The following is a 23,434-nucleotide window of genomic DNA, read 5'->3' as shown; positions in this document are numbered from 1 at the left end:
CGGTGTCTCCATGTGACATCCTTGCAAAAGCACAATTGCCGTGAACGGAAAAGAGCCAGCGAACACTGGCGCAAAATCCATTCCGATTTTTCGAAGTCATGTGCTGGTCAAAGGTCCGGCCTATGCTAGCCTGCTCTTGCTAGGCTGTTCTGGCCCGGCGATGAGGGGATCGACCATGCTGTATATTCTCGCACTTCTGATCGGCGTCATTGCCGGCCTTCGCGCGATGACCGCGCCGGCCGCCGTCGCCTGGGGGGCTTACCTCGGCTGGCTGCCGGTCGCCGCCACCTGGGCCAGCTTCATGAGCCACTGGGCGGCTGTCGGCATCTTCACCATCCTGGCCATCGTCGAACTGGTGACTGACCAGTTGCCTTCGACGCCGAGCCGTAAAGTGCCGCAGCAATTCGGCGCCCGCATCATCATGGGCGCGTTTACCGGCGCTGTCATCGGCGCCACCGGCGGTTCCACCATCGGCGGCCTGATCGCCGGCGCCATCGGCGCTGTCATCGGCACGCTGGGCGGTGCCGAAGCGCGTGGCCGGCTGGCAGCCGCCTTCGGCAAGGACCCGCCCGCCGCCTTCATCGAGGACGCAGTGGCGATCATCGGCGGCCTGCTGATCGTGGCGGCGGTGGCATGACGGCAAAGACCTTCGACGCCATCATCATCGGCGCCGGACAGGCCGGCCCGTCGCTGGCCAGCCGGCTGAATGCCGCCGGCATGAGCGTGGCGCTGATCGAGCGCAAGCTGGTCGGCGGCACCTGCGTCAATACCGGCTGCATGCCGACCAAGACCATGGTCGCCAGCGCCTATGCCGCGCATCTGGCGCGGCGGGCCGCCGACTATGGCGTCACGCTCGGCGGCCCCGTCGGCGTCGATTACAAGGCGATCAAAGCGCGCAAGGACAAGGTGTCGAACGACGCCCGCATCGGGCTCGAAACCTGGATCGCCGGCATGGACAAATGCACGCTCTATCGCGGCCATGCGCGTTTCGAATCCGCCAACACCGTGCGCGTCGGCGACGACCTTTTGACCGCCGAAAAAATCTTCCTCAACACCGGCGGCCGCGCCTCGGTGCCCGACCTGCCCGGCATCCACGATATCGACTATCTGACCAACTCCTCGATGATGGATCTCGGCGTGCTGCCGCGCCATCTCGTCGTCGTCGGCGGCAGCTACATCTCGCTCGAATTCGCGCAGATGTTCCGCCGCTTCGGCAGCGACGTCACGGTGATCGAAAAGAGCCCGCGCCTGACCGGCCGCGAGGACGAGGACGTCTCGGCCGCCATCCTTTCCATCCTCGAAAACGAAGGCATTACGGTCCATCTCGGTGCCGACGACATCGCCTTCGCCAAACAAGGCAACGACACTGCCGTGACCTTCTCCGCCGGCAAACCTCCGACGGTCGGCTCGCATGTGCTGCTGGCTCTGGGACGCGTGCCCAACACCGACGATCTCGGCCTCGACAGAGGCGGCGTCGAGGTCGACAAGCGCGGCTTCGTCACCGTCGACGACCAGCTGCGCACCAGCGTGCCCGGCATCTGGGCGATGGGCGATTGCAACGGCAAGGGCGCCTTCACTCACACGTCCTACAACGACTACGAGATCGTCGCCGCCAACCTACTCGACAATGATCCGCGCAAAGTCAGCGACCGCATAGAGGCCTATGCGCTCTACATCGACCCGCCGCTCGGCCGCTGCGGCATGACCGAGGCCGCGGTGAAGAAATCCGGTCGCCGGGCGCTGATCGGCCAGCGGCCGATGACCCGCGTCGGACGCGCCGTCGAAAAGGGCGAGACGCAGGGCTTCATGAAGATTCTCGTCGATGCCGACACCAGGGAGATCCTCGGCTGTTCGGTGCTTGGTCCCGGCGGCGACGAGGCGGTGCATTGCGTGCTCGACCTGATGTACGCCAAGGCGCCCGTCGACACGCTGGCGCGCGCGGTGCACATCCACCCGAATGTCTCGGAACTGCTGCCCACCATCGCCCAGGAGCTGAAGCCGCTGGTGTGAGACACTCACGCTCACGCTCAGCTCTGGACTTTATGCATTGCTGCGTTGCAGCAATGCATATTGCGCGGAGCAAGGCTACGCGTTCAATCTGAATTTGAACCGATTCAGTCTGGACGCCCCATGCCCTTGCCGATCCTTGCGCTTGCCATTGCGTCCTTCTGCATCGGCACCACCGAATTCGTCATCATGGGCCTGCTGCCGGAGGTCGCCGCCGACCTCGGCGTGTCCATCCCTTCGGCTGGCCTGCTGGTCACCGGCTATGCGCTGGGCGTCGTCTTCGGCGCGCCAATCGTGGCGATGGCCACCGCGCATTTGCCGCGCAAGCCGGTGCTGGTGGGCCTCGCCGCGCTGTTCGTCGTCGGCAATCTGTTCTGCGCCATCGCGCCCAACTACTGGATGCTGATGGCCGCGCGCGTCTTCACCGCCTTCGGCCACGGCGCCTTCTTCGGCATCGGTTCGGTCGTTGCTGCGAGCCTTGTGCCGCGCAATAAGCGCGCCAGCGCCATAGCGCTGATGTTCGCCGGGCTGACGCTGGCCAACATCCTTGGCGTTCCCGCCGGCACCGCCCTGGGCGAAGCCTTCGGCTGGCGCGCCACCTTCCTCGCCGTGGTCGGCATCGGCCTGATCTCGGTCGCTTGCATCGCCTGGCTGGTGCCATCCGACGTCGCTGAACCGAGCGGTGGCGGCCTGCGCGGCGAATTGCGCGTGCTGGGCAAGCTACAGGTCTGGCTGGCGATGCTGATCGCCGCCCTGGCCTCGGCCAGCCTGTTTGCCGTCTTCACCTACATAAAACCCTATCTGACCGACGTGTCCGGCCTGTCCACCCCCGCGGTCACCTGGGTACTGCTGCTGTTCGGCGCCGGCATGACCATCGGCAACATCATCGGCGGCAGGCTCGCCGACTGGAAATTGATGCCGACGGTCATCGGCACGCTGCTGTTGCTGGCGCTGCTGTTTGTCGGCTTCATGCAGTTCGGCGCCATAGCCGGCATTGCCATCGGCATCGTTTTCCTGTGGGGCCTGCTCATCTTCGTCGTCGTGCCGCCGCTGCAGATCCGCGTCGTCGAGGCGGCCTCCGAAGGGCCGAACCTTGCCGCCACGCTGAACCAGGGCGCCTTCAATGTCGGCAATGCCAGCGGCGCCTGGATCGGCGGCGTGGCCCTTTCCGCAGGTGTTTCCTATGCCAACCTGCCGCTGGTCGGCGCGGCATTGGCGCTGCTGGCGGTCATCGTCGCGGTGCTGTCGCAGACACTGGATAGGCGTGCGCCTGCCGTCCCGCTTCAGGCTGCCGCGGAATAACCGCTTGCGCCCATAGCGCGGCAGGCTGGACCAATCGACATCGGCGCCTCCAAATGGGCATGTCTTGTCGCTCTTGATGGAGGAAAGTCATGCAGAAATCGATCGAGCGCATCGCCGGCGAAAGCGAAGGTGTTTCCTACGAATTTCCGCTGTTCCGGTTTGCTGGAACCGGCACGGCCGCTCCGTCAGCCTATCTGCAGGCGGCACTCCATGCCGGCGAGTTGCCGGGCGTCGTCGCCATCGACGCGCTGATGCCGATGCTGGCCAAGGCCGAGGCCGAAGGCCGCATCAAGGGCAACATCACTGTCGTGCCCTGGGCAAACCCGATCGGCCGCGCCCAATATCATTTCGGCGAGCATCAGGGCCGCTTCCATCTCGGCACCCGCACCAACTTCAATCGCGGCTTTCCGCTGCTTGCCGCGCCCGACGCAGCACTCTTGCCCGACACCAGCCTTGGCCCTGTCGACCAGCGGCTGAAGACCCGGCTGGTGCAGCTTTCCCTCGGCCACGACATCGTGCTCGACTTGCATTGCGACGACGAGGGCCTCGCCTATCTCTATGTCCATACCAGCCTGTGGCCGGCGATGGCCGACTGTGCCGCTGCCATGGGCGTCGATGCTGTGATGCTGTGGAGCGAAGACACCGACGGTACGTTCGAGGGCGCCTCGATCATGCCCTACCAGAACGTTCCCGATGACGTGGCCAAGCTAGACCGTCGCGTCGCCACCACGGTCGAATATCGCGGCATCCTCGACGTCGACGGCGCCTTGGCCGCCGCCGACGCCGAAGGTCTCTACCGGCTGCTGGTCGCACGCGGCGTGATATCAGACACCGCCCTGCCCGCACCCGGTCCTTTCACCGGTGTCGTCGCACCATTGGAAAACATCGAGATGATGCCGGCGCCCCGGGCGGGTGCCGTGCTTTACGACGTGAAGCCCGGCGACCGCGTCGCCAAGGGCGCTCGCCTCGCCACCGTCGTCCACGCACCGGGTGAAACCGATGGCCGCACCGAAGTCTTGGCACCGCAGGACGGCATCATCCTGACCCGCCGCTCGCGCCGCATCATCCGCGCCGGCGAGGATCTTTTGAAACTCGTCGGCGACAGCAAGAGCGCCGACGCCAGGTCGGGGACACTCGAGGACTGAATTAGCCGGAAATAGCCAGGCGCGCCTTCTCCTCCAGCCATTCGGCCATCTGCCGGTATGGCACCGGGCCGTGACTGATGCGGGCGACGCCGAGTTCCGCCAGCCGCTGGCGCGGCGGCACATGCGCCAGTGCGATGATGTTAACCGGCAACGCGATTGCCTTGCAAAGCGCCTCGATCAGGCGCTCATCGCCAAGGCCCGGCGCAAAGAAGCCGTTCGCTCCGGCCCTTTCAAAAGCGTGCGCTCGTTCGATCGCCTGGTCGAGCAGCGCCTTGTCATGCGTATCCGGTTTGGCCTTGAGGAAGATGTCGGTTCGGGCGTTGAGGAATGCCGGGATACCCGAGGCCTTGACCGCAGCGGCGGCGGCTTCGATCCGCTTCACCTGTAGCGCGATGTCGTGCAGTCCGGTGCCGCCGACGATCTGGTCCTCGAAATTGAAGCCGATGGCCCCGGCCTGCACGGCACGCGTCACGGTGCGGGCGACGGTTTCCGGTTCAATGCCGTAGCCGCCCTCGAGATCCATGGTCACCGGCAGGTCGACCGCCCCTACGATGCGCTTGATATTGTCGAGCGCCAGCTCCAGCGGGATCTTCTCGCCATCGGCGTATCCGAAGGCGGCCGCCACCGGCCAGCTTCCCGTGGCGATCGCCTTGGCCCCTGCTTTCTCGACAATCTTGGCCGAGCCCGGGTCCCAGGCATTGTAGAGAACGATCGGGTTTCCCCTGGCGTGGAGGGAATGGAACGTCCGTGCGCGGTCGATCTGCTCGGTCATTGGTGTTTTCCCATATTTCTGCCGTTGGACATCCAGCCTAAGCAAGACCACCGGCTCTGGCGATGTGCCATGAGCCGCAGAAGCGGCGGCCACCGAGCAGAATTTTCAAACCTGTTGCGCATCCGGTTTTTCGCAGCTATGGATTTCGCCATGAACATGCGTTCGACCAAGACCATTTGGTGGTGGGCCTGCTGACAGCGGCCTGTTCGAACGCGTGCGCGTGAAAATAGAGGGTGGCCGCAACGGAATGTCCGGGCGGCCATTTGTTTTTTCAAGCCATTCCCGGGTCCGTTGCCCCAAGAAGCTGATGGAGACGGCAATGACGATGAAGGTTCTGGAAAACGGGGCGGAAAGTTTCGTGACCGCGGGTGGCATCACCATCACCCGCGAGCGCCACGACCAGCCCTATGCGGGCGCCATCGACGCTTACGTCGATGGGCTGAATGCGCGCCGCGGCGCGGTGTTTTCCTCGAATTACGAATATCCCGGCCGCTACACGCGCTGGGACACCGCCATCATCGATCCCCCGCTTGTCATTTCGGCGCGCGGCCGCACTGTCCGCATCGAGGCGCTGAACGGTCGTGGCGAGGTGCTGTTGCCGGTCATCGGCAAGACGCTGGGCAGCCTGGCCGATGTCACCATCGCCGAGAACTCGAAGAAACTGATCCGCCTCGACGTCGCCAAACCCGGCCGTGTCTTCACCGAGGAGGAGCGCTGCCGCGTCCCCTCGGTGTTCACCGTACTGCGCGCCATCACCGCTCTGTTCAAGACCGAGGAAGACGCCAATCTCGGCCTCTACGGCGCCTTCGGCTACGACCTCGCCTTCCAGTTCGACCCGGTCGACTACAAGCTCGAGCGCAAGCAGAGCCAGCGCGACCTCGTCCTGTTCCTGCCCGACGAGATCCTGGTCGTCGACCATTACTCGGCCAAGGCCTGGACCGACCGCTACGACTATTCGGGCGACGGGTTTTCGACGGAAGGCCTGCCGCGCGATGAAATCGCCGAGCCGTTCAAGACCGCCGACCGCATCCCGCCACGCGGCGACCATGAGCCTGGCGAATACGCCAATCTGGTTCGCAAGGCCATGGATTCGTTCAAGCGCGGCGATCTGTTCGAGGTCGTGCCCGGCCAGATGTTCTATGAGCGCTGCGAGACGCAGCCGTCCGAGATTTCGCGCAAGCTAAAGTCGATCAACCCCTCGCCCTATTCCTTCTTCATCAATCTGGGCGAAGGCGAATATCTGATCGGCGCCTCGCCGGAAATGTTCGTGCGCGTCAACGGCCGCCGGGTCGAGACCTGCCCGATTTCCGGCACCATCAAGCGCGGCGACGACGCCATTTCGGACTCTGAGCAGATCCTGAAGCTGCTCAACTCCAAGAAGGACGAATCCGAGCTCACAATGTGCTCGGACGTCGACCGCAACGACAAGTCGCGGGTCTGCGAGCCGGGTTCGGTGCGCGTCATCGGCCGCCGCCAGATCGAGATGTATTCGCGCCTGATCCACACCGTGGATCACATCGAGGGGCGGCTGCGCGAAGGCATGGATGCCTTCGACGCCTTCCTGTCGCATGCCTGGGCGGTCACCGTCACCGGCGCGCCGAAACTGTGGGCCATGCGCTTCATCGAGCAGAACGAGAAGAGCCCGCGCGCCTGGTATGGCGGCGCGATCGGCATGGTCAATTTCAACGGCGACATGAACACCGGCCTCACCCTTCGCACCATCCGCATCAAGGACGGCATTGCCGAGGTCCGCGCCGGCGCCACTTTGCTCTTCGATAGCATTCCCGAAGAAGAAGAAGCCGAAACCGAACTGAAGGCATCCGCCATGCTCTCCGCCATCCGCGACGCCAAGACAGGCAATTCCGCCAGCACCGAACGCACCACCGCCCGCGTCGGCGACGGCGTCAACATCCTGCTCGTCGACCACGAGGACAGCTTCGTCCACACGCTGGCCAATTATTTCCGCCAGACCGGGGCCAACGTCTCGACCGTACGCACGCCGGTGCCGGAGGAAGTCTTCGACCGGCTGAAGCCCGACCTCGTCGTGCTGTCGCCCGGCCCCGGCACGCCGAAGGATTTTGATTGTGCCGCCACCATCAAGAAAGCTCGCGCCCGTGAGTTGCCGATTTTCGGCGTCTGCCTTGGCCTGCAGGCACTGGCGGAGGCCTATGGTGGCGAGCTCAGGCAACTGCATGTGCCGATGCACGGCAAGCCGTCGCGCATCCGTGTCTCGAAACCGGGCATCATCTTCTCCGGCCTGCCCAAGGAAGTCACCGTCGGCCGCTATCACTCGATCTTCGCCGATCCGGTGCGCCTGCCCGATGATTTCATCGTCACGGCCGAGACCGAGGACGGCGTCATCATGGCCTTCGAACATCGCAAGGAACCGATCGCCGCGGTGCAGTTCCACCCGGAATCGATCATGACACTCGGCCACAATGCCGGCATGCGGATCATCGAGAACATCGTTGCCCACCTGCCGCGCAAGGCCAAGGAAAAGGCCGCCTGACGACCATGGCCGAAACCGAGAACACGATGGCGATCGCGGCCAAGGCCGCGGCGAAGCGCAAGGTCGCCAACCTTGCGTTCTGGTCGATCATCATTGCCGCAATCGTGCTCGGCCTGAAGCTCGTCGCCTGGTACATCACCGGCTCGGTGGCGCTCTATTCGGACGCGCTGGAATCGATCGTCAACGTCATCGCCTCGATGGCCGCCTTCTGGGCGATCCAGGTCAGCTACAAGCCTGCCGACCAGGACCATCCCTTCGGCCACCACAAGGCCGAGTATTTCTCGGCTGTGCTCGAAGGCGTGCTGATCGTTCTCGCCGCGCTTTTGATCCTCAACGAGGTCTGGCGCGCCTGGCAGGCGCCGGCGCCCATGGAAAAGCCCTGGAACGGCCTAGCGGTCAATGGCATCGCGACGGTGATCAATGCCTTCTGGGCCTGGACGCTGATCCGCGCCGGCAGGGCCGAAAAATCGCCTGCGCTGGTTGCCGACGGCAATCACATCATGACCGATGTGGTGACCTCGATCGGCGTCTTCGGCGGCCTGGTCGGGGCGATCCTCACCGGCTGGCATATCCTCGACCCGGCACTGGCCGTCATCGTGGCGCTGAACATCCTGTGGCAGGGCTGGCACGTCATCGGCTCGTCGATGAACGGCCTGATGGACCGTGCCGTCGACACGCAGGCGCACATGCGCATCCGCGACGTCATCTCGGCCAACTGCAAGGGCGCGCTGGAGGTGCATGACCTCAAGACGCGCATCGCCGGCCGCGCCACCTTCATCGAGTTCCATCTCGTCGTCGACGCCGACATGTCGGTCGGCGCAAGCCATGTCATCTGCGACCGTATCGAGGACGCGCTGAAGGCCGAAATCCCCTCGGTGCGCGTTACCATCCATGTCGAGCCCGACGACGAAGCCAAGCTGCCGAAGGGCACGACTGCCGTGCCGTTCGCCTGAGGTCAGCTCACGGCGCGCAGGCGGATTGCGGCATCGGCTGCAGCCGGTAGACCTTGTCATCGGATTTCGTTTTGCCGTCGGCGGCCTTCGAACACAGATCGACGATCGCCAGGCTGCTGTTGGGATTGGCCAGCATCATCGTGCCGTTGGCGCCGCGCTTGAGGAAAATCTCCTTCTGCGCGATGTCGCAGGAAAAATCGCTCATCTTCGAACTTGCCGCGCACCGCCACTGGTCGGCCTCGCCCTGGCAGGAATAGGTCTGCGTTGCCTTGGCCGATTTCTGCCGCGTGGTGACGGTGACGGCAATGTCGGCGCCATCGGGCCAGTTGGCTGCGTCGCCTCCCGAAGCAAAAGACGCCAGCTCCACCGAGCTACGGAAAACCCGGATCGACTGCGTCAACTGATCGGGGTGCGAGGCCAGGTGCGACGCGTCATAGTCGCGCCCATAGCAGAAGGCCTGGTCCGGCTTCAGCCGTTCGCGCAGCGGCGGCCCGAGCGCCGGGTCGATCGGATCGATGCGCGCGAACTCCGCCTTGCAGGTCGCGGCCGGCATCGGGTCGAGGCGGAAATTGTCATCCTCCTTGCCCAGCGCCTGCCTGTCGTATTCCGCTGCACCCAATTCCTCTTCCGACCCGGCATCGAGATAGATATCGGACTGCACGTCGGTGAGGATCAGGCTTCCTTTGTCATCGACTTTCAGCGAGGCCAGGGTGCGGTCGCAATCCATGCCGCAATGGATCGGGCCTGATTTGCCGTCCTCGGACTCGTGATTGCACCAGCCGCCGGCCCATTCCGGCGCCTTGGCGCCGCGAACTGTGGTGGTGACGAAGGCGTTGTAGGACGAATCGGAATTCGCGGCCGGCTCCTCGTTCGGCCGGCTGACCGGATCATGGCCGTAGTAGAAGAAGATCCGCGCCACCTTCTGCTTCGGATGCGCCTTGAGGTGTGCTGCGTCATAGACGCGGCCGAAACAGGCGTCGGCACCGTTGGGGCTGAGTTCGGTGAGCTTGAGTGCGTCATCGGCCAATGCAGAGCCGGCAAGCGCGGCAAGCAGCGCGGCGCCAAACCCGGCGCCGGCAATTGTCTTCCATTCCCCAAACGCCCATTTCCAAGATGCCATGTGACCTCTCCTCGCATCGACAGGACGTAACGTCAATTTATGCTAGTATTGCGGCCGCAGCCATGCATTTTGCGGTGAGCCGTCAAGCGGAGGAGAATGCGATGCGCCGGCGCGATATGTTCCGCGCGGTTCTTGCCGGAACCGGGACGTTTCTTGGCCTGCGGGTGGTGCGGGCAGCCGCCACGGAGCCCGCCAGGCAGAAGGTCGTCTATCATCTCAGCGATCTCGACAAGGTCAGTTTCGTTCTGGGCAACATCAAGAACCACTATGACGGCACCGGCGGCAATGTCGACATCGTGCTGGTCGTGCATGGTCCAGCCGTTGCCGCCTTCAAGTCCAAAGGAATATCGGCCGCGATTTCCGGCCGCTTCGCCAGCCTGGTGCAGCAGGGGCTCAATCCGCATGCCTGCGCCAACACCATGCAAGGCATGGATATTTCTTTGACCGACCTGCTCGACGGTTTCCACGCCGCCGACAAGGGTGGCGTCGTCAAACTCGCGGAACTGCAGGGCCAGGGGTACGCCTATCTGCGCCCGTGAGGCTTGAACATCCGGGCACCAAAGGCCTACGAAGGACCGGCAGAAATCCCGGAGGACACGCGTGCCAGCCACCACCACACTCAGCATTCCCGATCTCGCCGGCAAGACGGTACTGGTCACCGGTGCATCGACCGGCATAGGCGCAGCCCTGGCGTCGGCCTACGCCGCGCAGAAATGCCGCGTAGCGCTGCATTACAATTCGAGCCGCGACGCCGCCGAGGCTCTGGCCAAGACCATTGCCGACAGGGGCGGCGAGGTGGTCCTCGTCCAGGGCGATTTCTCGGTTCCCGCCGATGTCGAGCGCGTCGTCGAGGACAGCGCGCAGCATTTCGGCCGCCTCGACGGGCTGGTCAACAATGCCGGCGGCATGCTCGGCCGCGTGCCCTATGCCGAGCAGACCGAGGCGCACTACGACGCGGTGATGGACCTCAATGCGCGTTCCGTGCTGACCGCCTCGCGCAAGGCGATCCCGTGGCTGAAGAAACAGGGCGGCTTCATCGTCAACACCTCGTCGATCGCCGCGCGCAACGGCGCCGGCGGCGGCGCCGGCCTCTACGGTTCGGCCAAGGCCTTCGTCTCCAACGTGACGCGCGGCATGGCCAAGGAACTGATCGGCTTCGGCGTCCGCGTCAACGCGGTGGCGCCCGGCACAATTCTCACGCCGTTCCACGAGCGCTATTCGACCGACGAGCAGATAAAGGGCATGGTCGCCACCATTCCACAGGGGCGTGCCGGCACCGCGCAAGACTGCGTCGGCGCCTACCTGTTCCTCTCTTCCGACCTTCTGAGCGGCTACATCACCGGCCAGGTGATCGAGGTGAATGGCGGCCAGTTGATGCCTTGACCGGCTATCTGCATACTGACGATCTGCATATCTTGTCGAAAACCTCGAAGGGAGACAAAGGAATGTATGGACTGATCGGCAAGATGCGGGCATCGCGCGGCCAGCGTGACGCGGTCATGGAGGTCCTGCGCGCCAGCACCAGCACCGGCGCCCTGCCGGGTTGCCTGAGCTACATCATTGCCCGCGACCCCGCGGATGCCGATGCGATCTGGGTCACCGAAGTGTGGACCGACGCCGAAAGCCACAAAGCCTCGCTGCAGCTTCCCGAAGTCCAGGCGGCGATCGCCAAGGCGCGGCCGTTCATCGCCGGCTTTGAATTCCAGGTCGAAACCCACCCTGTCGGCGGCTTCGGCCTGGGCGACGGCAAAAAAGCCTAAGCTCACGCGAGGCATCCTTTTTCGGCGTAGCGGGGTTCGCATCGCCCCGCTTCGAGTCTAAGACCAAGACATGGATTCCCCAGACCAGCCCGTTGTCGAGCGCATGGCGCGAATGCGCAAGGCTTGGCAATGGCTGGCGATCCTGACCGTCTCCGCCCTGTTTGCCGGCGCGCTGGAGCTCGCCGCCCTGCCGGCCGCCCTGCTGATCGGACCGATGCTGGCGGCCATTGTCGCCGGCACCAATGGCGCCACGGTGCGCGTGCCGCGTCTTATGTTCGGCGCCGCCCAGGCGATTGTCGGCTGCCTCGTCGCCAGCTCTATCTCGGCCGACATCTTTCCGGTCTTCTATCAGGAATGGCCGCTGTTTCTCGGCGTCGTGGTGGCTACCGTCACGGCCTCCAGCCTGCTCGGCTGGCTGATCAGCCGCTGGCGCATCCTGCCCGGCACCACCGCCGTCTGGGGCTCCTCGCCGGGCGCCGCCACCGCCATGGTGCTGATGGCCGGTGCCTTCGGCGCCGACCAGCGGCTCGTCGCGTTCATGCAATATCTGCGCGTCATCTTCGTCTCGATGACGGCGGCCCTCGTTGCAAAGATGTGGGTCGACACGTCGGGGGTCGAAATCCCGCCCATCATCTGGTTTCCGCCGATCGATCCGCAAGCCTTCGCTGCCACCATCGGCATCGCGCTTGTCGGCGGCCTGGCGGGAAAGCTTTGCCGGCTGCCTTCGCCCTTCTTTCTCGGCACCTTCATCTTTGGCACCGTGATCCATCTCGGCCTTGGCGTGGAGATGCAATTGCCGCAATGGCTGCTGGCGGTCAGCTATGCGATGGTCGGCTGGTCGATCGGCCTGAACTTCACCCGGCCGATCCTGCGCCATGCGACGCGTGCCTTGCCGCAGATCATCGCCTCGATCATGGCGTTGATCGCCTTTTGCGGCGGCCTTGCCTTCATGATCAGCCATCTCTTGGGCATCGACCCTTTGACCGCCTACCTGGCGACCAGCCCCGGCGGCATGGACAGTATCGCCATCATTGCCGCCGCCGCACAGAACGTCGACATCTCCTTCGTCATGGCGCTGCAATCGGCGCGCTTCCTGATCGTGCTGCTGGTCGGCCCGAGCGTGGCGCGGCTGGTGGCGAGAAGCGTCAGGTAATAGCGCAATTCCAGGAAAGCGTGAAACGGTTTTCGCAGGGAAAGCGCCTAGCGCTTTGCCTTGAGGAATTACGTTAAAACAAAGAGATAGAGCGGTTCTATATTCCCGTGAAGCGATGATCCGCTCCAGGCAAAGCGGCCTCTCCTGAATTGACAAGATGGTCGCGCGCCGGAAGCGCAGAAGACGATCGTTTCCAGGCCGGCATCACCTGAATCTCCATGCACCTTAATCGAGCCTGTGCATCAGGTCCTCGTCCAGCCAGCGGCCGAAGAAATAGACCAGTTGCTTGTGCCACCACGGCCAGTCATGGCTGACGTCGCCGCCCCAATAGTCGACCCAGGCGGGAATGGACCTGTCGCGCAGGATCTGTTCCAGCTTGCGCGTCTCGACCAACATCCGTTCCTCCCAGGCGCCCTGTCCGCAGCAGAAGATCAGCCTGAGCGCCTTCAGGCGGGCAAGCAGTTTGGGATCGACAATGCCGGGCAGAAAGTCGAGCGGCGAGTTGTAGAAGATGTCGCCTTCAAGCGCCTTGCCGAAGAAGTCGCGGGCCGAATAGACGCCCGAGAGCGAGATGACGCCGCTGGCGAGTTCGGGAAAGCGGAACACGAAGTTTGACGAGTGGTAGCCGCCCATCGAACAGCCTGTGAACAGCGGCTTCAGCTTGCGCCCGCCATTGGCCTGCGCGGCCGTGGACAGGAATTCCGGCAGCGCCTCCTCGCGCACATAGCGGAAATAGGCCTCGTGCCGGCCGATGCGATGTGCGGCGTCGGCATGCTTGTCGAAGAAGGATTCCGAATCGATGCCGTCGACCGTGAACAGCTGGATGCGGCCGGTGTCGATAAACTCGGCCAGTGCCCCCACCCCGCCGGAATCCTCGAACTGGTAGAACCGCCCTTGCGAGGTCGGGAACACCACCACCGGCCGGCCGGCATGGCCGTAGCGCTTGTATTCCATGTCGCGGCCGAGATTGCGGGCGAAAGTCTTGTGATAGGAAACGTCCATCGCCTCACGCCTTTTCCGCGTGGATGTAGGCGACCGCTTCGCGCAGCGCCGCTTCGTCCTTCGAGCGCATCTGGTAGGCGTAATTTCCCATGGCGCGGCTGAAAACCTCTTCGATGGCCTGATGGTGGACGATCTTGTCGCGATGGGCGGCTAGCACGTCCTCATGGCTGTGCAAATAGCTGAGGCGCCGCTTGCGGCTGGCATAGGCGGTGAAATACTTGCCCTCATAGGGGCCGCCGGCGGCATCTTTGACCACCATGTCGGCCCAGGCAGCATAGACATCGATGTCGAACGTGTAGTTGATCGCATCGGTCATCCAGGCGCCAGGGGGACGCATGTTGACCTCCAGCGCGATGACGCGGTCATCCTTGGTCTCGAACAGCTCGATGTGGAAGAAGCGCTCGCGCACGTCGAACGCCTTCAGGATCATGCGGCCGGCCTCCTCGACCGCAGAGCTGATCCGGGGAAAACAGGTGTAGCTCATGTGGCGATCCTTGTTGACCACTTCCATGACGCTCTGGTCGTAGCGGTGGCTGGCGGCCAGCACCACCTCGCCATCGCGGTTGACCAGCCCGTCGAAAGTCACCACCAGCCCCTCGATGAACTGCTCCATGACGAAGGTCACATCCTCGGGCTTGTCCCTGAAGAACTGGTCGAGCTCGCCAGTGTTGGAAATCTTGAAGGTGTTCGAGGCGCCAGAGCCGCTGTCGGGCTTGACCACCACCGGATAGCCGACGCGGCGGATGAAGGTCATGGCGCCGGCCCGGTCGGAGCATTTGCGTTGCGCGATGGTGTCGACGCCGCTCTTGCGGAAGAAGGCGCGCATGCGGCTCTTGCGCTTCAAATTCTTCACGAAATCGAGCTTGGTGCCGTAGATGTTGAAGTCGGTGCGGATGTTGGCTTCCAGCTCCAGCCAGTGTTCGTTGAGTGATTCAAAACGGTCGATACGGCCCCATTTGTGGATGAAATGCCCCATAGCCCGGAACACCGGATCGTAATCCTCCATGTCGGCAACACGGTAATATTCGCTGAGCGCCGCCTTCAGCTTGCCGTCGAGTGCCTCATAAGATGCGTCGCCGATACCCAGCACCCTGGCCCCGGCCTTCTTCAACCGGTCGCAGAAATCCGCGCCATTGACGGGAAAATGCGGCGAGAAAAACACGAAATTCATAAATGACCCCCTGCCGAAAAGTAGCCCCGGCAAGGCCAAGTCTGGCGCATTTGCGGCGCCTGGGGAAGAGCACTCATGTTGGGATGGTATCCACCAGAACCCGCACACCCTGCGGCCCCACTTGCCTCCCACAAGCCGCTCCTGTATGAGAACCGCCATGAACACGCGCGCCACCAACGCTTCCCGTCCGACCGGTTTTTCCGGCGAGACCGTGCGCGCGCTGGCTTCGACCCTGCTTCTTCTCGGCCTTATCGGCGATCGCCGGGTTCGCTGAAGGAGCGCCCGGCGGTCGAACCGCCGCGCAAGCGCACGCTCCTTGGCCAGTCACAAAATTGGCACGTCATATCAAGCGAACGAAATTCTGGTAAAGGCGCCGCTCGCCATCCATCTGAGGGTGGATCCGTGAGCCGCCGGGAGAAACGACGATGAACGCACGAGAAGAAATCCGCCCCGATGCCGCGGTAGCCGGCAAGGATGCGGCAAAGGGCACGCCCGAGGCAGCCCGGGGCATGCCGGACGCGGCGCGCAAATATCAACCCTACCCCACAGTAGGCCTCACCGACCGCACCTGGCCCTCGAAAGTCATCGACAAGGCGCCGATCTGGTGCTCGGTCGACCTGCGCGACGGCAACCAGGCGCTGATCGATCCGATGGGCCATGAGCGCAAGGCGCGCATGTTCGGCCTGCTCCTTGACATGGGCTTCAAGGAGATCGAGATCGGCTTCCCGTCGGCCTCGCAGACCGATTTCGACTTCGCCCGCTGGTGCATCGAGGAAGGCAACGTACCCGCCGATGTCTCGCTGCAGGTGCTGGTGCAGTGCCGGCCCGAACTGATCACCCGCACCTTCGAGGCGCTCAAGGGCGCCACCAACCCGATCGTCCATTTCTACAACTCGACCAGCGAGTTGCAGCGCCGCGTCGTCTTCGAAAAGGACGTCGGCGGCATCAAGCGCATCGCCACCGACGCCGCCAAGATGATCACCGACATGGCGGCCAAGGCCGGCGGCGGCTACCGCTTCGAATATTCGCCGGAGAGCTTTACCGGCACCGAACTCGAAGTGGCGCTGGAGATCTGCAACGCCGTCACCGAGATCGTCAGGCCGACACCCGACAACAAGCTGATCATCAACCTGCCGTCGACGGTCGAAATGTCGACTCCCAACATCTACGCCGACCGCATCGAATGGATGTGCCGCAACCTCGACAACCGCGAGAACCTGCTGGTCTCGCTGCATCCGCACAATGACCGCGGCACCGGCATCGCCACCACCGAGCTCGGCCTGATGGCCGGCGCCGACCGCGTCGAAGGCACGCTGTTCGGCAATGGCGAGCGCACCGGCAATGTCGACATCGTCACGCTGGCGCTCAACATGTACACGCAAGGTGTCGATCCGGGGATCGACTGCTCCGACATCAACCGGATGAAGGATGTCTATGAGTATTCGAACCAGTTGAAGATTCCCGAGCGCCATCCCTATGTCGGCGAGCTCGTCTACACTGCCTTTTCCGGCTCGCACCAGGATGCCATCAACAAGGGCATGAAGGCGCTGAAGAAGGCCAACACGAGCCTGTGGGAAGTGCCCTATCTGCCGATCGATCCGGCCGATGTCGGCCGCAGCTACGAAGCAATCATCCGCATCAACTCGCAGTCGGGCAAAGGCGGCATCGCCTATGTGCTGCAGGCCGACTACGGCCTCAACCTGCCGCGCAATCTGCAAATCGAGTTCAGCCAGGAAATCCAGGCGATCACCGATGCCGAGGGCAAGGAAGTGCCGGTCACGCGCATCTACGAGCGCTTTCTCGAGACCTATGTCGACCAGCCGGGCGCGCGCCTGAAATTCCTCGACCACCACACCTATCCCAGCACCGAGACCAAGGGCCGTCGCGTCGTCGAGGCGGTCATCGTCGACAACGGCAAGGAGGTGACGATTACTGGCACCGGAACCGGTCCAATCGACGGCTTCGTCGATGCACTGTCGCGTCATCTCGGCATCGAGATGTCGGTGCTCGATTATTCCGAGCACTCGATGCAACGCGGCTCGAACGCCTCAGCCATCTCCTATGTCGAGATGGAACATCCTGATGGCAAGCTGTTCGGCGCCGGCATCAACACCAACATCGTCGCCGCGTCGCTGGAAGCGGTGATGTCGGCGGCGAACCGCATCGTCGTCAAAAAGGCCGGTTGACGCGCGACCAGAACGAAGGTCGGAACCCTCCCCATTCGGTGATCGGTTCCGACCCTTCGCATCATTAACCACCCAAGAATTATCCGGTGAGGTACGTGATCGCATAATGGGTGCATACTTGTGTGGCGGTGCGGGAACTATATGATCGCGCCTCAACCTGTGCCGACTTCGAGAGGATCGACACTTGCAGCATGCCACGCCTGCCGCCCCCGCAGTGCGCGAAACACTGGAGCGACTTCTTGCCAGCCAGACGTTCGGGCGATCTGAACGCGCGCGCAAGTTGCTCCGTTACCTTGTCGAACGCGAACAAGCCGGCGAAGCCGACAGGCTCAAGGGCTTCTCCATCGCCATGGATGTTTTCGGCAAGGACGGCGATTTCGATCCGTCCACCGACGCCGTGGTGCGGGTTCAGGCGGGCAGGCTGCGCGAGCTTCTGCAGCATTATTTTGCCAATGAGGGCGTTGCCGAGCCGGTCCGCATCGCCATTCCGCGAGGCGGCTATGTCCCTGCCTATGAACTGAATGCGATCCGGCTGCCGGCTGTGGCTGTCCCCGAACTCAGGCTGGATAGCGCCACGTCCGCCGATCGGGCCAACGACGCCAGCACGGGTATGCCGGATGCGGTGTCGCCGGCTTTCGCGAAGCCCACCCCCTCGGTGGTGCGCCAACTCCGCTTCTTCTGGATGGCGATCGCCCTGGTCATCGCCATGCTGGGCCTGCTGATCCTTCGTCAGGGCAGCAGCGCCTTGCTGACCGGTGGCGGTGACATGTCGGCGACCCTCGAGACCGCCGGCGCAACCAGCAGCATCGCGCCGTCGGCAACGACCGACGCCCTGCCGCTGGTCTATATCGACCTCAAGGCCGAAGGCGCCGATGCCAGCCGCGTCGCCGCCTCGCTGCGCGCCGGTCTGAGCGGCTTCGATACGATCGATTTCATCGGCCGCGACACAGCCTCCGATCCGGCCGACGATGCCACCAGCTTCATATTCGACATCCTGCCTGGACCGAACGCAGGCGATATCACGATCGAACTGCAAAGCGTGGCGTCCGGACGGGTGCTTCTTTCGCGCAATCTGACCCCTGCCGACAGCGCACCGACCGTGGTCGAAGACCGTATCGCCGACATGCTGAGTTCGGCGCTTCCCGCCTCGGGCACGATCTACAACTATATCGAGCAGACCGGCGCACCAAACGGCCTGACGCAATGCCTGCTGCTCAACGACAAATATTATCTCGACCAGAACGCCAGAACCCATGAAGCTGCCTATCGCTGCCTCGAAAAATTGGCCAATGGCGGAACAAAGTCCTCGCTGGTCTATTCGGAACTGGCGTCTCTGCAACTCGAGGCGGTCTCCGATCACTACGCCTATCCGCCCAATGCAACGATTGAAAAGGCCGTGGAGTTTGCCCATCGCGGCGTCCAGATGGGGCCGACCAGCCCTTATGCGCATCGCTCCTACGGCTATGTCAGTTCGCGTCTCGGCAATACGGACGAAGCGATCCGCTGGATGCGCAAGGCCTATGAACTCAATCCCTACGATCTCGGCATGGCTGCTGCCTACGGCTACGGGCTGATCTTCGCCGGTCGATACGCGGAGGGAACGCCGATCCTGGCCCATGCGGCGGAGACCTTCAGCGGCCACTCGACATGGTGGGACTACGGGCTGTTCGTCGGCGAATTCATGCTCGGCAACACGAACAAGGCGGTCGCGGCCAGCATGGCACTGAGAACGACGGCAACGAAATCGCACTATCTTGCGGCGCGGTTGATCGGTGCGAAGGCTGCCGGACAGGACCATCTGGTCAGCACGCTGCTGGGCGAACTGAACACCCAGTTCCCTAAATTTGCCGCCGATCCGCGCGCGACCTTCGTCGAGCGGAAATATCCGGCCGACCTGACCGACCGGCTGGTCCAGGCTCTGCGCGCCGCAGGGCTCGGTAACGCAAGCTGACACAATCGACATCCACAGATTAGGCGCGCCGGGACTGTCCGCAACCGGGCAAATCGCGAAGATTTTACTGGTCATCACGCTAGACTGGGAGCAATTCAGCCACAGTTGGTGTCGCGCATCCTGCAATAACAAAAAAAATCAGCTTTCATGACCGCATCGCTTTTTGTCGCCCAACAGGGTGTTGGCTCGAAGGCCATCGTCCTGCTGCATGGTTTCGGCGGCTGCCACGATGTCTGGCGCGAGGTGATTTCTTCCCTGGCGTCTGCCACGCGCACGCTGGCCTATGATCTGCCGGGGCATGGGCTGTCGCTCGATTTTCCCGGAGCCGGTCCGGCCAAGGTCGCGGCTAGGGCCGTGCTCGCCGATCTCTCGGAACGCAGGCTGAAGCGTGTTCATCTCGTGGGCCACTCGATGGGCGGTGCGGTGGCAATACTGATGGCGCTGGCCGAGCCTGGAAAAGTCGCCTCGCTGACGCTTCTGGCGCCGGGCGGCCTTGGCCCCGAGATCAATGGACCGTTGTTGCGCCGCTATGGCGGCGCTGCGGACCGGTCCGAGATCCGCGCCTGCCTTGCCGCCATGTCCGGCCCCCACAGCCCGCCCCAGAAGCGTATCATGGACTTGCTTTGCCGAATGCGCGGACGTCCAGGCCAAGTGCCGAAGCTGGTCGAGATCGCCACCGCCATGACCATGGACGATCGGCAGGGCGTCATCCCGCACGATCGTCTCGACGGATTGAACATGCCGGTGATGGTGGCGTGGGGAACCGACGACGCAGTGTTGCCCTTTACCCAGGCGGATGATCTGCCTGCGCATTTTCATGTCCACCATGTGCTGGAGGTCGGCCATATGCTGGCCGAGGAAGCACCCGACCTCGTCGCCGAGATCATTCGCCGCAACACCAACCGGCGCGCTAGGCCGCAGCGCCAGAGATTCGCCGCTGCTGCCAGTTGACCTTTTTTCGCGCACAGCCACCTGATGAACGCGCCTCGATCCCGTTGCTCTCGCCAGTGCATTTTACCGGCGGCTGTGTTAACCCCGTGTTAACCAAACCCGCGAGGCGAACGCCGATGAAGGACGCAGGCGAGAAGACCATCGATCAGTCAAGGAAACTCTCGGATGCCGTCCGTGATGTGAAGAATGCCTTCGCCGACCGCGACGACGTCGTCGTCGACATGCGAGAAGCCCATCGCATGCGCCTCGATCTGCTTGCTGCCGAACTGGCGCCGGTTTTTGCCGATGTTCCCGCCGACATGGACAATTTCGACTTTGTCGTCTCGTCCGGCTTGCAGCCACGCCTGTGGATCGATGCCGTCAGCCATGTCGCCATGGGGCGCGATCGCCGCACCTATCGCTTTCTCAGGGACACCCGCATCGGCCGGGTGGTGCTTGCCGAATCGACCGACATGAAGCCCGTTGCTGATCAGGTGACGCGCTATGTTGCCGAGCGGATCGTCGAGCGCCAGAAGATGATGGAAGGCGGGGTCGAGCCGGCCTTCGCCGGCTTGACACGCGCCGATGTGTCGGAAGCCGAACCGCCACTGCGCTCGAAGACGCGCAGCAAGGCCTGGTCGGCGTTTCTGTCCGGCCTTGGCCTGGTCGCCGCCGGCGCTCTGGTCGGACTTGTGGTGTCGGTCATCCTGTTGTGGGACCGCATCGTGGCCATGGTTCTCAACGTGCGGCCATAGCCGCACCGGCCTCCGCGCCAAGCTCCAGCGTCTGCAGATCGGATGGCGGTATGGACGGCCCGGTCAGGCCGCGCCGTGTCAGCCGAATCCGCCAATTGCCCTTTTCGCCATCAATGTCGAACAGGTTGTACTGCGCCGCCGGGTGCTTGCCGCCCGGCGCCTGGCCGGCGGCGGCGACGCCGACCACCGGAACCTTGGCGCCCCGGTTGCCGATGAAGAACAGCGACGGCAGATGCGAATGGCCGTGCAGGACAAGTTCGGCGCCATGGCGGCGAATGATCTTGTGGAAGCGGGCAATGCCGAACAGCCGCTTGTGCTGCGAGACGGCGCCGCGCACCGGCGGATGATGGATCATGATCGCACGAAACAGCCCTTGCCCGGCCGTGGCGTCGAGCAGCTTGCCAAGCCGTTTCGCCTGACCCTCCATGAAGAAGCCATTGGCCATGAACGGCGCCGTGGCACGCGCTGTCGAGATGCCGATCAGCGCGACATCGCCGCGCACGCGCAGATAGGGGAATGCGTTGCGGTCGACCGGCGTGTTGACACCGTCGCCACTCATCCAGGTCGCCCAGGACCGGCAGACCTTGTCGAAGGCGCCGGGCACATAGGCATCGTGGTTTCCAGGAACGACCGAGACATCCTGCGGCAATCCCAGCGTCTCCAGCCAGTGCCTGGCCATCTCGATCTCGCCGTCGAGCGCCAGATTGACCAGGTCACCGGTGACGGCGAGGTGGTCAGGCGTGTTCGCCTTGATGTCGGCGACGATCGCGTCGATGACGGCATCATGCATATGGCGGCGGCGGTTGCGCTGCCAGTTGACGTAGCCGAGCACGCGCTTGGAGGCGAGATCGCGATAGGATACATCGGGGAGCGGCCCCAGATGGACATCGGAAATATGCGCGAGCCTGAACATACTTCCTTCATATGCGACGCGCCCCCCGCTTTCCACCACGGTTTCGCACCTGATGGAGACTGATCCGGAGAAGACCTTCCGTCAGACCGGTTGGGCGGGCCTCCGGGCCCGCTTGTTCCATCTCTATTTCGTGTTGCGGCGGCCGATGACGCTCGGCGTGCGCGGTCTGGTCCACGACACGGCATCCAATTCCGTCTTCCTCATTCGCCACACCTATGTGCCGGGCTGGCAGCTTCCTGGCGGCGGCGTCGAAGTTGGCGAGACGCTTGGTGAGGCACTGGCGCGCGAACTGGCCGAGGAAGGCAACATCACACTGACGTCATCGCCGGCGCTGAGGTCGATGCATTTCAACCGTCGCGCCAGCCGGCGCGATCATGTCGGTTTCTATCTGATCGAGCATTTCAGCCAGACGGCGCCGAAGCTGCCGGACCACGAGATCGCCGAGTCCGGCTTCTTTCCCCTGGACCGTTTGCCGGAAGGCACGACACCAGCCACGCTACGGCGGATCGCCGAGGTTTTTGGCGGCGAGCAACCATCGCCCTACTGGTAGATCACGCCGCCTTCTTAAACCGTCCCCGGTCATGCCGCGCGTCATAGTCCAGTTCCGGCCCTACCGGCACGATCCGCGTCGGGTTGATCGTCTCGTGGCTGCCGTAATAATGCGCCTTGATGTGATTGAGGTTCACGGTCCCGGCGACGCCCGTCACCTGATAGAGGTCGCGCAGATAGTTGGACAGGTTCGGGTAGTCGGCGATGCGGCGCAGATTGCATTTGAAATGGCCGACATAGACCGGGTCGAAGCGCACCAGCGTGGTGAACAGCCGCCAGTCGGCTTCGGTGATGCGATCGCCCACCAGATAACGTTGCCTTGAGAGGCGGTCTTCCAACGTGTCGAGTGCCGCGAACAGCTCGCCGAACGCTTCCTCATAGGCGCCTTGCGTGGTGGCGAAGCCGGCGCGATAGACGCCGTTGTTGACGGCCGGATAGACCAGCGCGTTGATCGCATCGATCTCGCCGCGCAGCGCCTTGGGGTAGAAATCGAGGCTGGCATCGCCCCATTCGTCAAACGCCGAATTCAGCATCCGGATGATCTCGGAGGATTCGTTGGAGACAATGGTCTGCTCCTTCTTGTCCCATAGCACCGGCACCGTCACGCGGCCGGAATAGGCAGGATCGGCCTTGGTGTAGATCTGGTGCAGGAAATCGAGGCCGTAGAGCGTGTCGCCGGTCGCACCATCCTGCTCCACGAACGTCCAGCCATCGGCGCCCATGAAATGATGCACCACAGACACCGAAATGATGCCTTCCAGCTTCTTCAGCGCGCGAAAGATCAGCGTCCGGTGCGCCCATGGGCAAGCGAGCGAGACATGGAGATGATAGCGGCCGGGCTCCGCCTTGAAACCGCGGCTGCGGCCCGCAGGCGGCGTCCCATCGCGAGTGATCCAGTCGCGCCACTGCGATTGCGTCCGCACGAACTTGCCTCCGCTGTCCTTGGTGTCATACCAGCGGTCCTGCCATTTGCCTTCGACCAGCAATCCCATCGCATGTCCTTTCCTGCTTGCTTCCCATGTAGGGCACGAAGCCACGCCGTGGAATCACCTGGTGCTGAACAGACCGTCAAGCGGTCGGGTGGACCATCAAGCCGCCGATTGCAGCGGCAGGGAATTGATGCTAGCGGACAATCCGCATGTTCGACTTTGCTTTGATCCGGTTTGACCGACGACGAAAGGGCGCCCGCGCTTGATGAAGCGCTGACTGGCGAATGCTGCCGTTTGCAGCAAACCTTTCCTCCCTATCGGAACGCA

The 23,434-nt window shown here is 63.4% G+C and carries 21 protein-coding genes; 15 read left to right on the top strand and 6 right to left on the bottom strand.

Annotated elements, in window-relative coordinates; genetic code table 11:
- Nucleotides 1–175 precede the first annotated feature (175 nt).
- The 4 genes from AC07FD_RS13425 to AC07FD_RS13410 all read left to right on the top strand — a co-directional run bounded on the left by AC07FD_RS13425 (nt 176) and on the right by AC07FD_RS13410 (nt 4,454).
- Complete coding sequence (locus AC07FD_RS13425) at nt 176–637, top strand: DUF4126 domain-containing protein (RefSeq protein WP_095090807.1); 462 nt, start codon at nt 176–178, stop codon at nt 635–637.
- On the top strand, nt 634–2,010 hold the full coding sequence (locus tag AC07FD_RS13420; RefSeq protein WP_478350268.1) for an FAD-containing oxidoreductase: 1,377 nt from the start codon (nt 634–636) through the stop codon (nt 2,008–2,010). The genes AC07FD_RS13425 and AC07FD_RS13420 overlap by 4 nt, the downstream gene beginning before the upstream one ends.
- A gap of 120 nt (nt 2,011–2,130) precedes the next feature.
- Nucleotides 2,131–3,309 (top strand): MFS transporter, encoded by a 1,179-nt coding sequence (locus AC07FD_RS13415; RefSeq protein WP_478350267.1) that lies wholly within the window; start codon nt 2,131–2,133, stop codon nt 3,307–3,309.
- Nucleotides 3,310–3,398: 89 nt separating this feature from the next.
- Entirely contained in the window at nt 3,399–4,454 is a 1,056-nt protein-coding gene (locus AC07FD_RS13410; RefSeq protein WP_478350266.1) for a peptidase M14, read from the top strand.
- A gap of 1 nt (nt 4,455) precedes the next feature.
- Here AC07FD_RS13410 and AC07FD_RS13405 read toward each other — a convergent pair whose 3' ends face one another.
- Nucleotides 4,456–5,226, bottom strand: a complete 771-nt coding sequence (locus AC07FD_RS13405) for an isocitrate lyase/PEP mutase family protein (RefSeq protein ID WP_478350265.1) — start codon at nt 5,224–5,226, stop codon at nt 4,456–4,458.
- A gap of 319 nt (nt 5,227–5,545) precedes the next feature.
- Between AC07FD_RS13405 and AC07FD_RS13400 the strand changes: the two genes are divergently transcribed.
- Nucleotides 5,546–7,735 (top strand): anthranilate synthase, encoded by a 2,190-nt coding sequence (locus AC07FD_RS13400; protein ID WP_478350264.1) that lies wholly within the window; start codon nt 5,546–5,548, stop codon nt 7,733–7,735.
- Between the two features lie 5 nt (nt 7,736–7,740).
- Nucleotides 7,741–8,688, top strand: coding sequence for a cation diffusion facilitator family transporter (locus AC07FD_RS13395; RefSeq protein WP_478350263.1), 948 nt, complete (start codon nt 7,741–7,743; stop codon nt 8,686–8,688).
- Between the two features lie 7 nt (nt 8,689–8,695).
- Here the strand turns inward: AC07FD_RS13395 and AC07FD_RS13390 are convergent, their stop codons facing one another.
- On the bottom strand, nt 8,696–9,808 hold the full coding sequence (locus AC07FD_RS13390) for a hypothetical protein (RefSeq protein ID WP_478350262.1): 1,113 nt from the start codon (nt 9,806–9,808) through the stop codon (nt 8,696–8,698).
- 101 nt (nt 9,809–9,909) lie between these two features.
- Here AC07FD_RS13390 and AC07FD_RS13385 point away from each other — a divergent pair, with 101 nt between their 5' ends.
- The 4 genes from AC07FD_RS13385 to AC07FD_RS13370 all read left to right on the top strand — a co-directional run bounded on the left by AC07FD_RS13385 (nt 9,910) and on the right by AC07FD_RS13370 (nt 12,721).
- Nucleotides 9,910–10,347, top strand: coding sequence for a DsrE family protein (locus AC07FD_RS13385; RefSeq protein ID WP_478350261.1), 438 nt, complete (start codon nt 9,910–9,912; stop codon nt 10,345–10,347).
- A gap of 61 nt (nt 10,348–10,408) precedes the next feature.
- Nucleotides 10,409–11,191 (top strand): SDR family NAD(P)-dependent oxidoreductase, encoded by a 783-nt coding sequence (locus tag AC07FD_RS13380; RefSeq protein ID WP_478350260.1) that lies wholly within the window; start codon nt 10,409–10,411, stop codon nt 11,189–11,191.
- Nucleotides 11,192–11,253: 62 nt separating this feature from the next.
- Complete coding sequence (locus AC07FD_RS13375) at nt 11,254–11,568, top strand: putative quinol monooxygenase (protein WP_478350259.1); 315 nt, start codon at nt 11,254–11,256, stop codon at nt 11,566–11,568.
- A gap of 70 nt (nt 11,569–11,638) precedes the next feature.
- Nucleotides 11,639–12,721 carry an AbrB family transcriptional regulator gene (locus AC07FD_RS13370; protein ID WP_478350258.1) on the top strand — a complete coding sequence of 361 codons (1,083 nt, stop codon included), beginning with the start codon at nt 11,639–11,641 and terminating at the stop codon, nt 12,719–12,721.
- 225 nt (nt 12,722–12,946) lie between these two features.
- Here AC07FD_RS13370 and AC07FD_RS13365 read toward each other — a convergent pair whose 3' ends face one another.
- Together AC07FD_RS13365 and AC07FD_RS13360 are read right to left on the bottom strand one after the other, a co-directional pair.
- Nucleotides 12,947–13,723, bottom strand: coding sequence for an esterase family protein (locus tag AC07FD_RS13365; protein ID WP_478350257.1), 777 nt, complete (start codon nt 13,721–13,723; stop codon nt 12,947–12,949).
- Between the two features lie 4 nt (nt 13,724–13,727).
- Nucleotides 13,728–14,894 carry an ATP-grasp domain-containing protein gene (locus AC07FD_RS13360; RefSeq protein ID WP_478350256.1) on the bottom strand — a complete coding sequence of 389 codons (1,167 nt, stop codon included), beginning with the start codon at nt 14,892–14,894 and terminating at the stop codon, nt 13,728–13,730.
- Nucleotides 14,895–15,319: 425 nt separating this feature from the next.
- Between AC07FD_RS13360 and leuA the strand changes: the two genes are divergently transcribed.
- From leuA to AC07FD_RS13340, 4 genes are all read left to right on the top strand, one after another.
- Complete coding sequence (leuA, locus tag AC07FD_RS13355) at nt 15,320–17,080, top strand: 2-isopropylmalate synthase (RefSeq protein ID WP_478350255.1); 1,761 nt, start codon at nt 15,320–15,322, stop codon at nt 17,078–17,080.
- 184 nt (nt 17,081–17,264) lie between these two features.
- Nucleotides 17,265–19,031 carry a tetratricopeptide repeat protein gene (locus AC07FD_RS13350; RefSeq protein ID WP_478350254.1) on the top strand — a complete coding sequence of 589 codons (1,767 nt, stop codon included), beginning with the start codon at nt 17,265–17,267 and terminating at the stop codon, nt 19,029–19,031.
- A gap of 147 nt (nt 19,032–19,178) precedes the next feature.
- Nucleotides 19,179–19,982: an alpha/beta fold hydrolase gene (locus AC07FD_RS13345; protein WP_478350253.1), complete on the top strand. Its 804-nt coding sequence runs from the start codon at nt 19,179–19,181 to the stop codon at nt 19,980–19,982.
- A gap of 116 nt (nt 19,983–20,098) precedes the next feature.
- The gene (locus AC07FD_RS13340; protein ID WP_478350252.1) at nt 20,099–20,716 is read left to right on the top strand and encodes a hypothetical protein; all 618 of its coding nucleotides are present in this window, start codon (nt 20,099–20,101) and stop codon (nt 20,714–20,716) included.
- On the opposite strand, the gene AC07FD_RS13335 is transcribed toward AC07FD_RS13340, so the two are convergent.
- Nucleotides 20,700–21,629, bottom strand: a complete 930-nt coding sequence (locus AC07FD_RS13335) for a metallophosphoesterase family protein (RefSeq protein ID WP_478350251.1) — start codon at nt 21,627–21,629, stop codon at nt 20,700–20,702. The genes AC07FD_RS13340 and AC07FD_RS13335 overlap by 17 nt on opposite strands.
- 52 nt (nt 21,630–21,681) lie before the next feature.
- Here AC07FD_RS13335 and AC07FD_RS13330 point away from each other — a divergent pair, with 52 nt between their 5' ends.
- Nucleotides 21,682–22,179, top strand: coding sequence for an NUDIX domain-containing protein (locus tag AC07FD_RS13330; protein WP_478350250.1), 498 nt, complete (start codon nt 21,682–21,684; stop codon nt 22,177–22,179).
- Between the two features lies 1 nt (nt 22,180).
- Here the strand turns inward: AC07FD_RS13330 and AC07FD_RS13325 are convergent, their stop codons facing one another.
- A complete protein-coding gene (locus AC07FD_RS13325) occupies nt 22,181–23,170 on the bottom strand; it encodes a glutathione S-transferase family protein (protein WP_478350249.1) in 990 nt (329 codons plus the stop codon).
- Between the last annotated feature and the right edge of the window lie 264 nt (nt 23,171–23,434).

The organism is Mesorhizobium waitakense, assembly GCF_056431085.1.
Note: the sequence above shows the minus strand (reverse complement) of the source record. Positions and strands in the feature narration are given on the sequence as shown.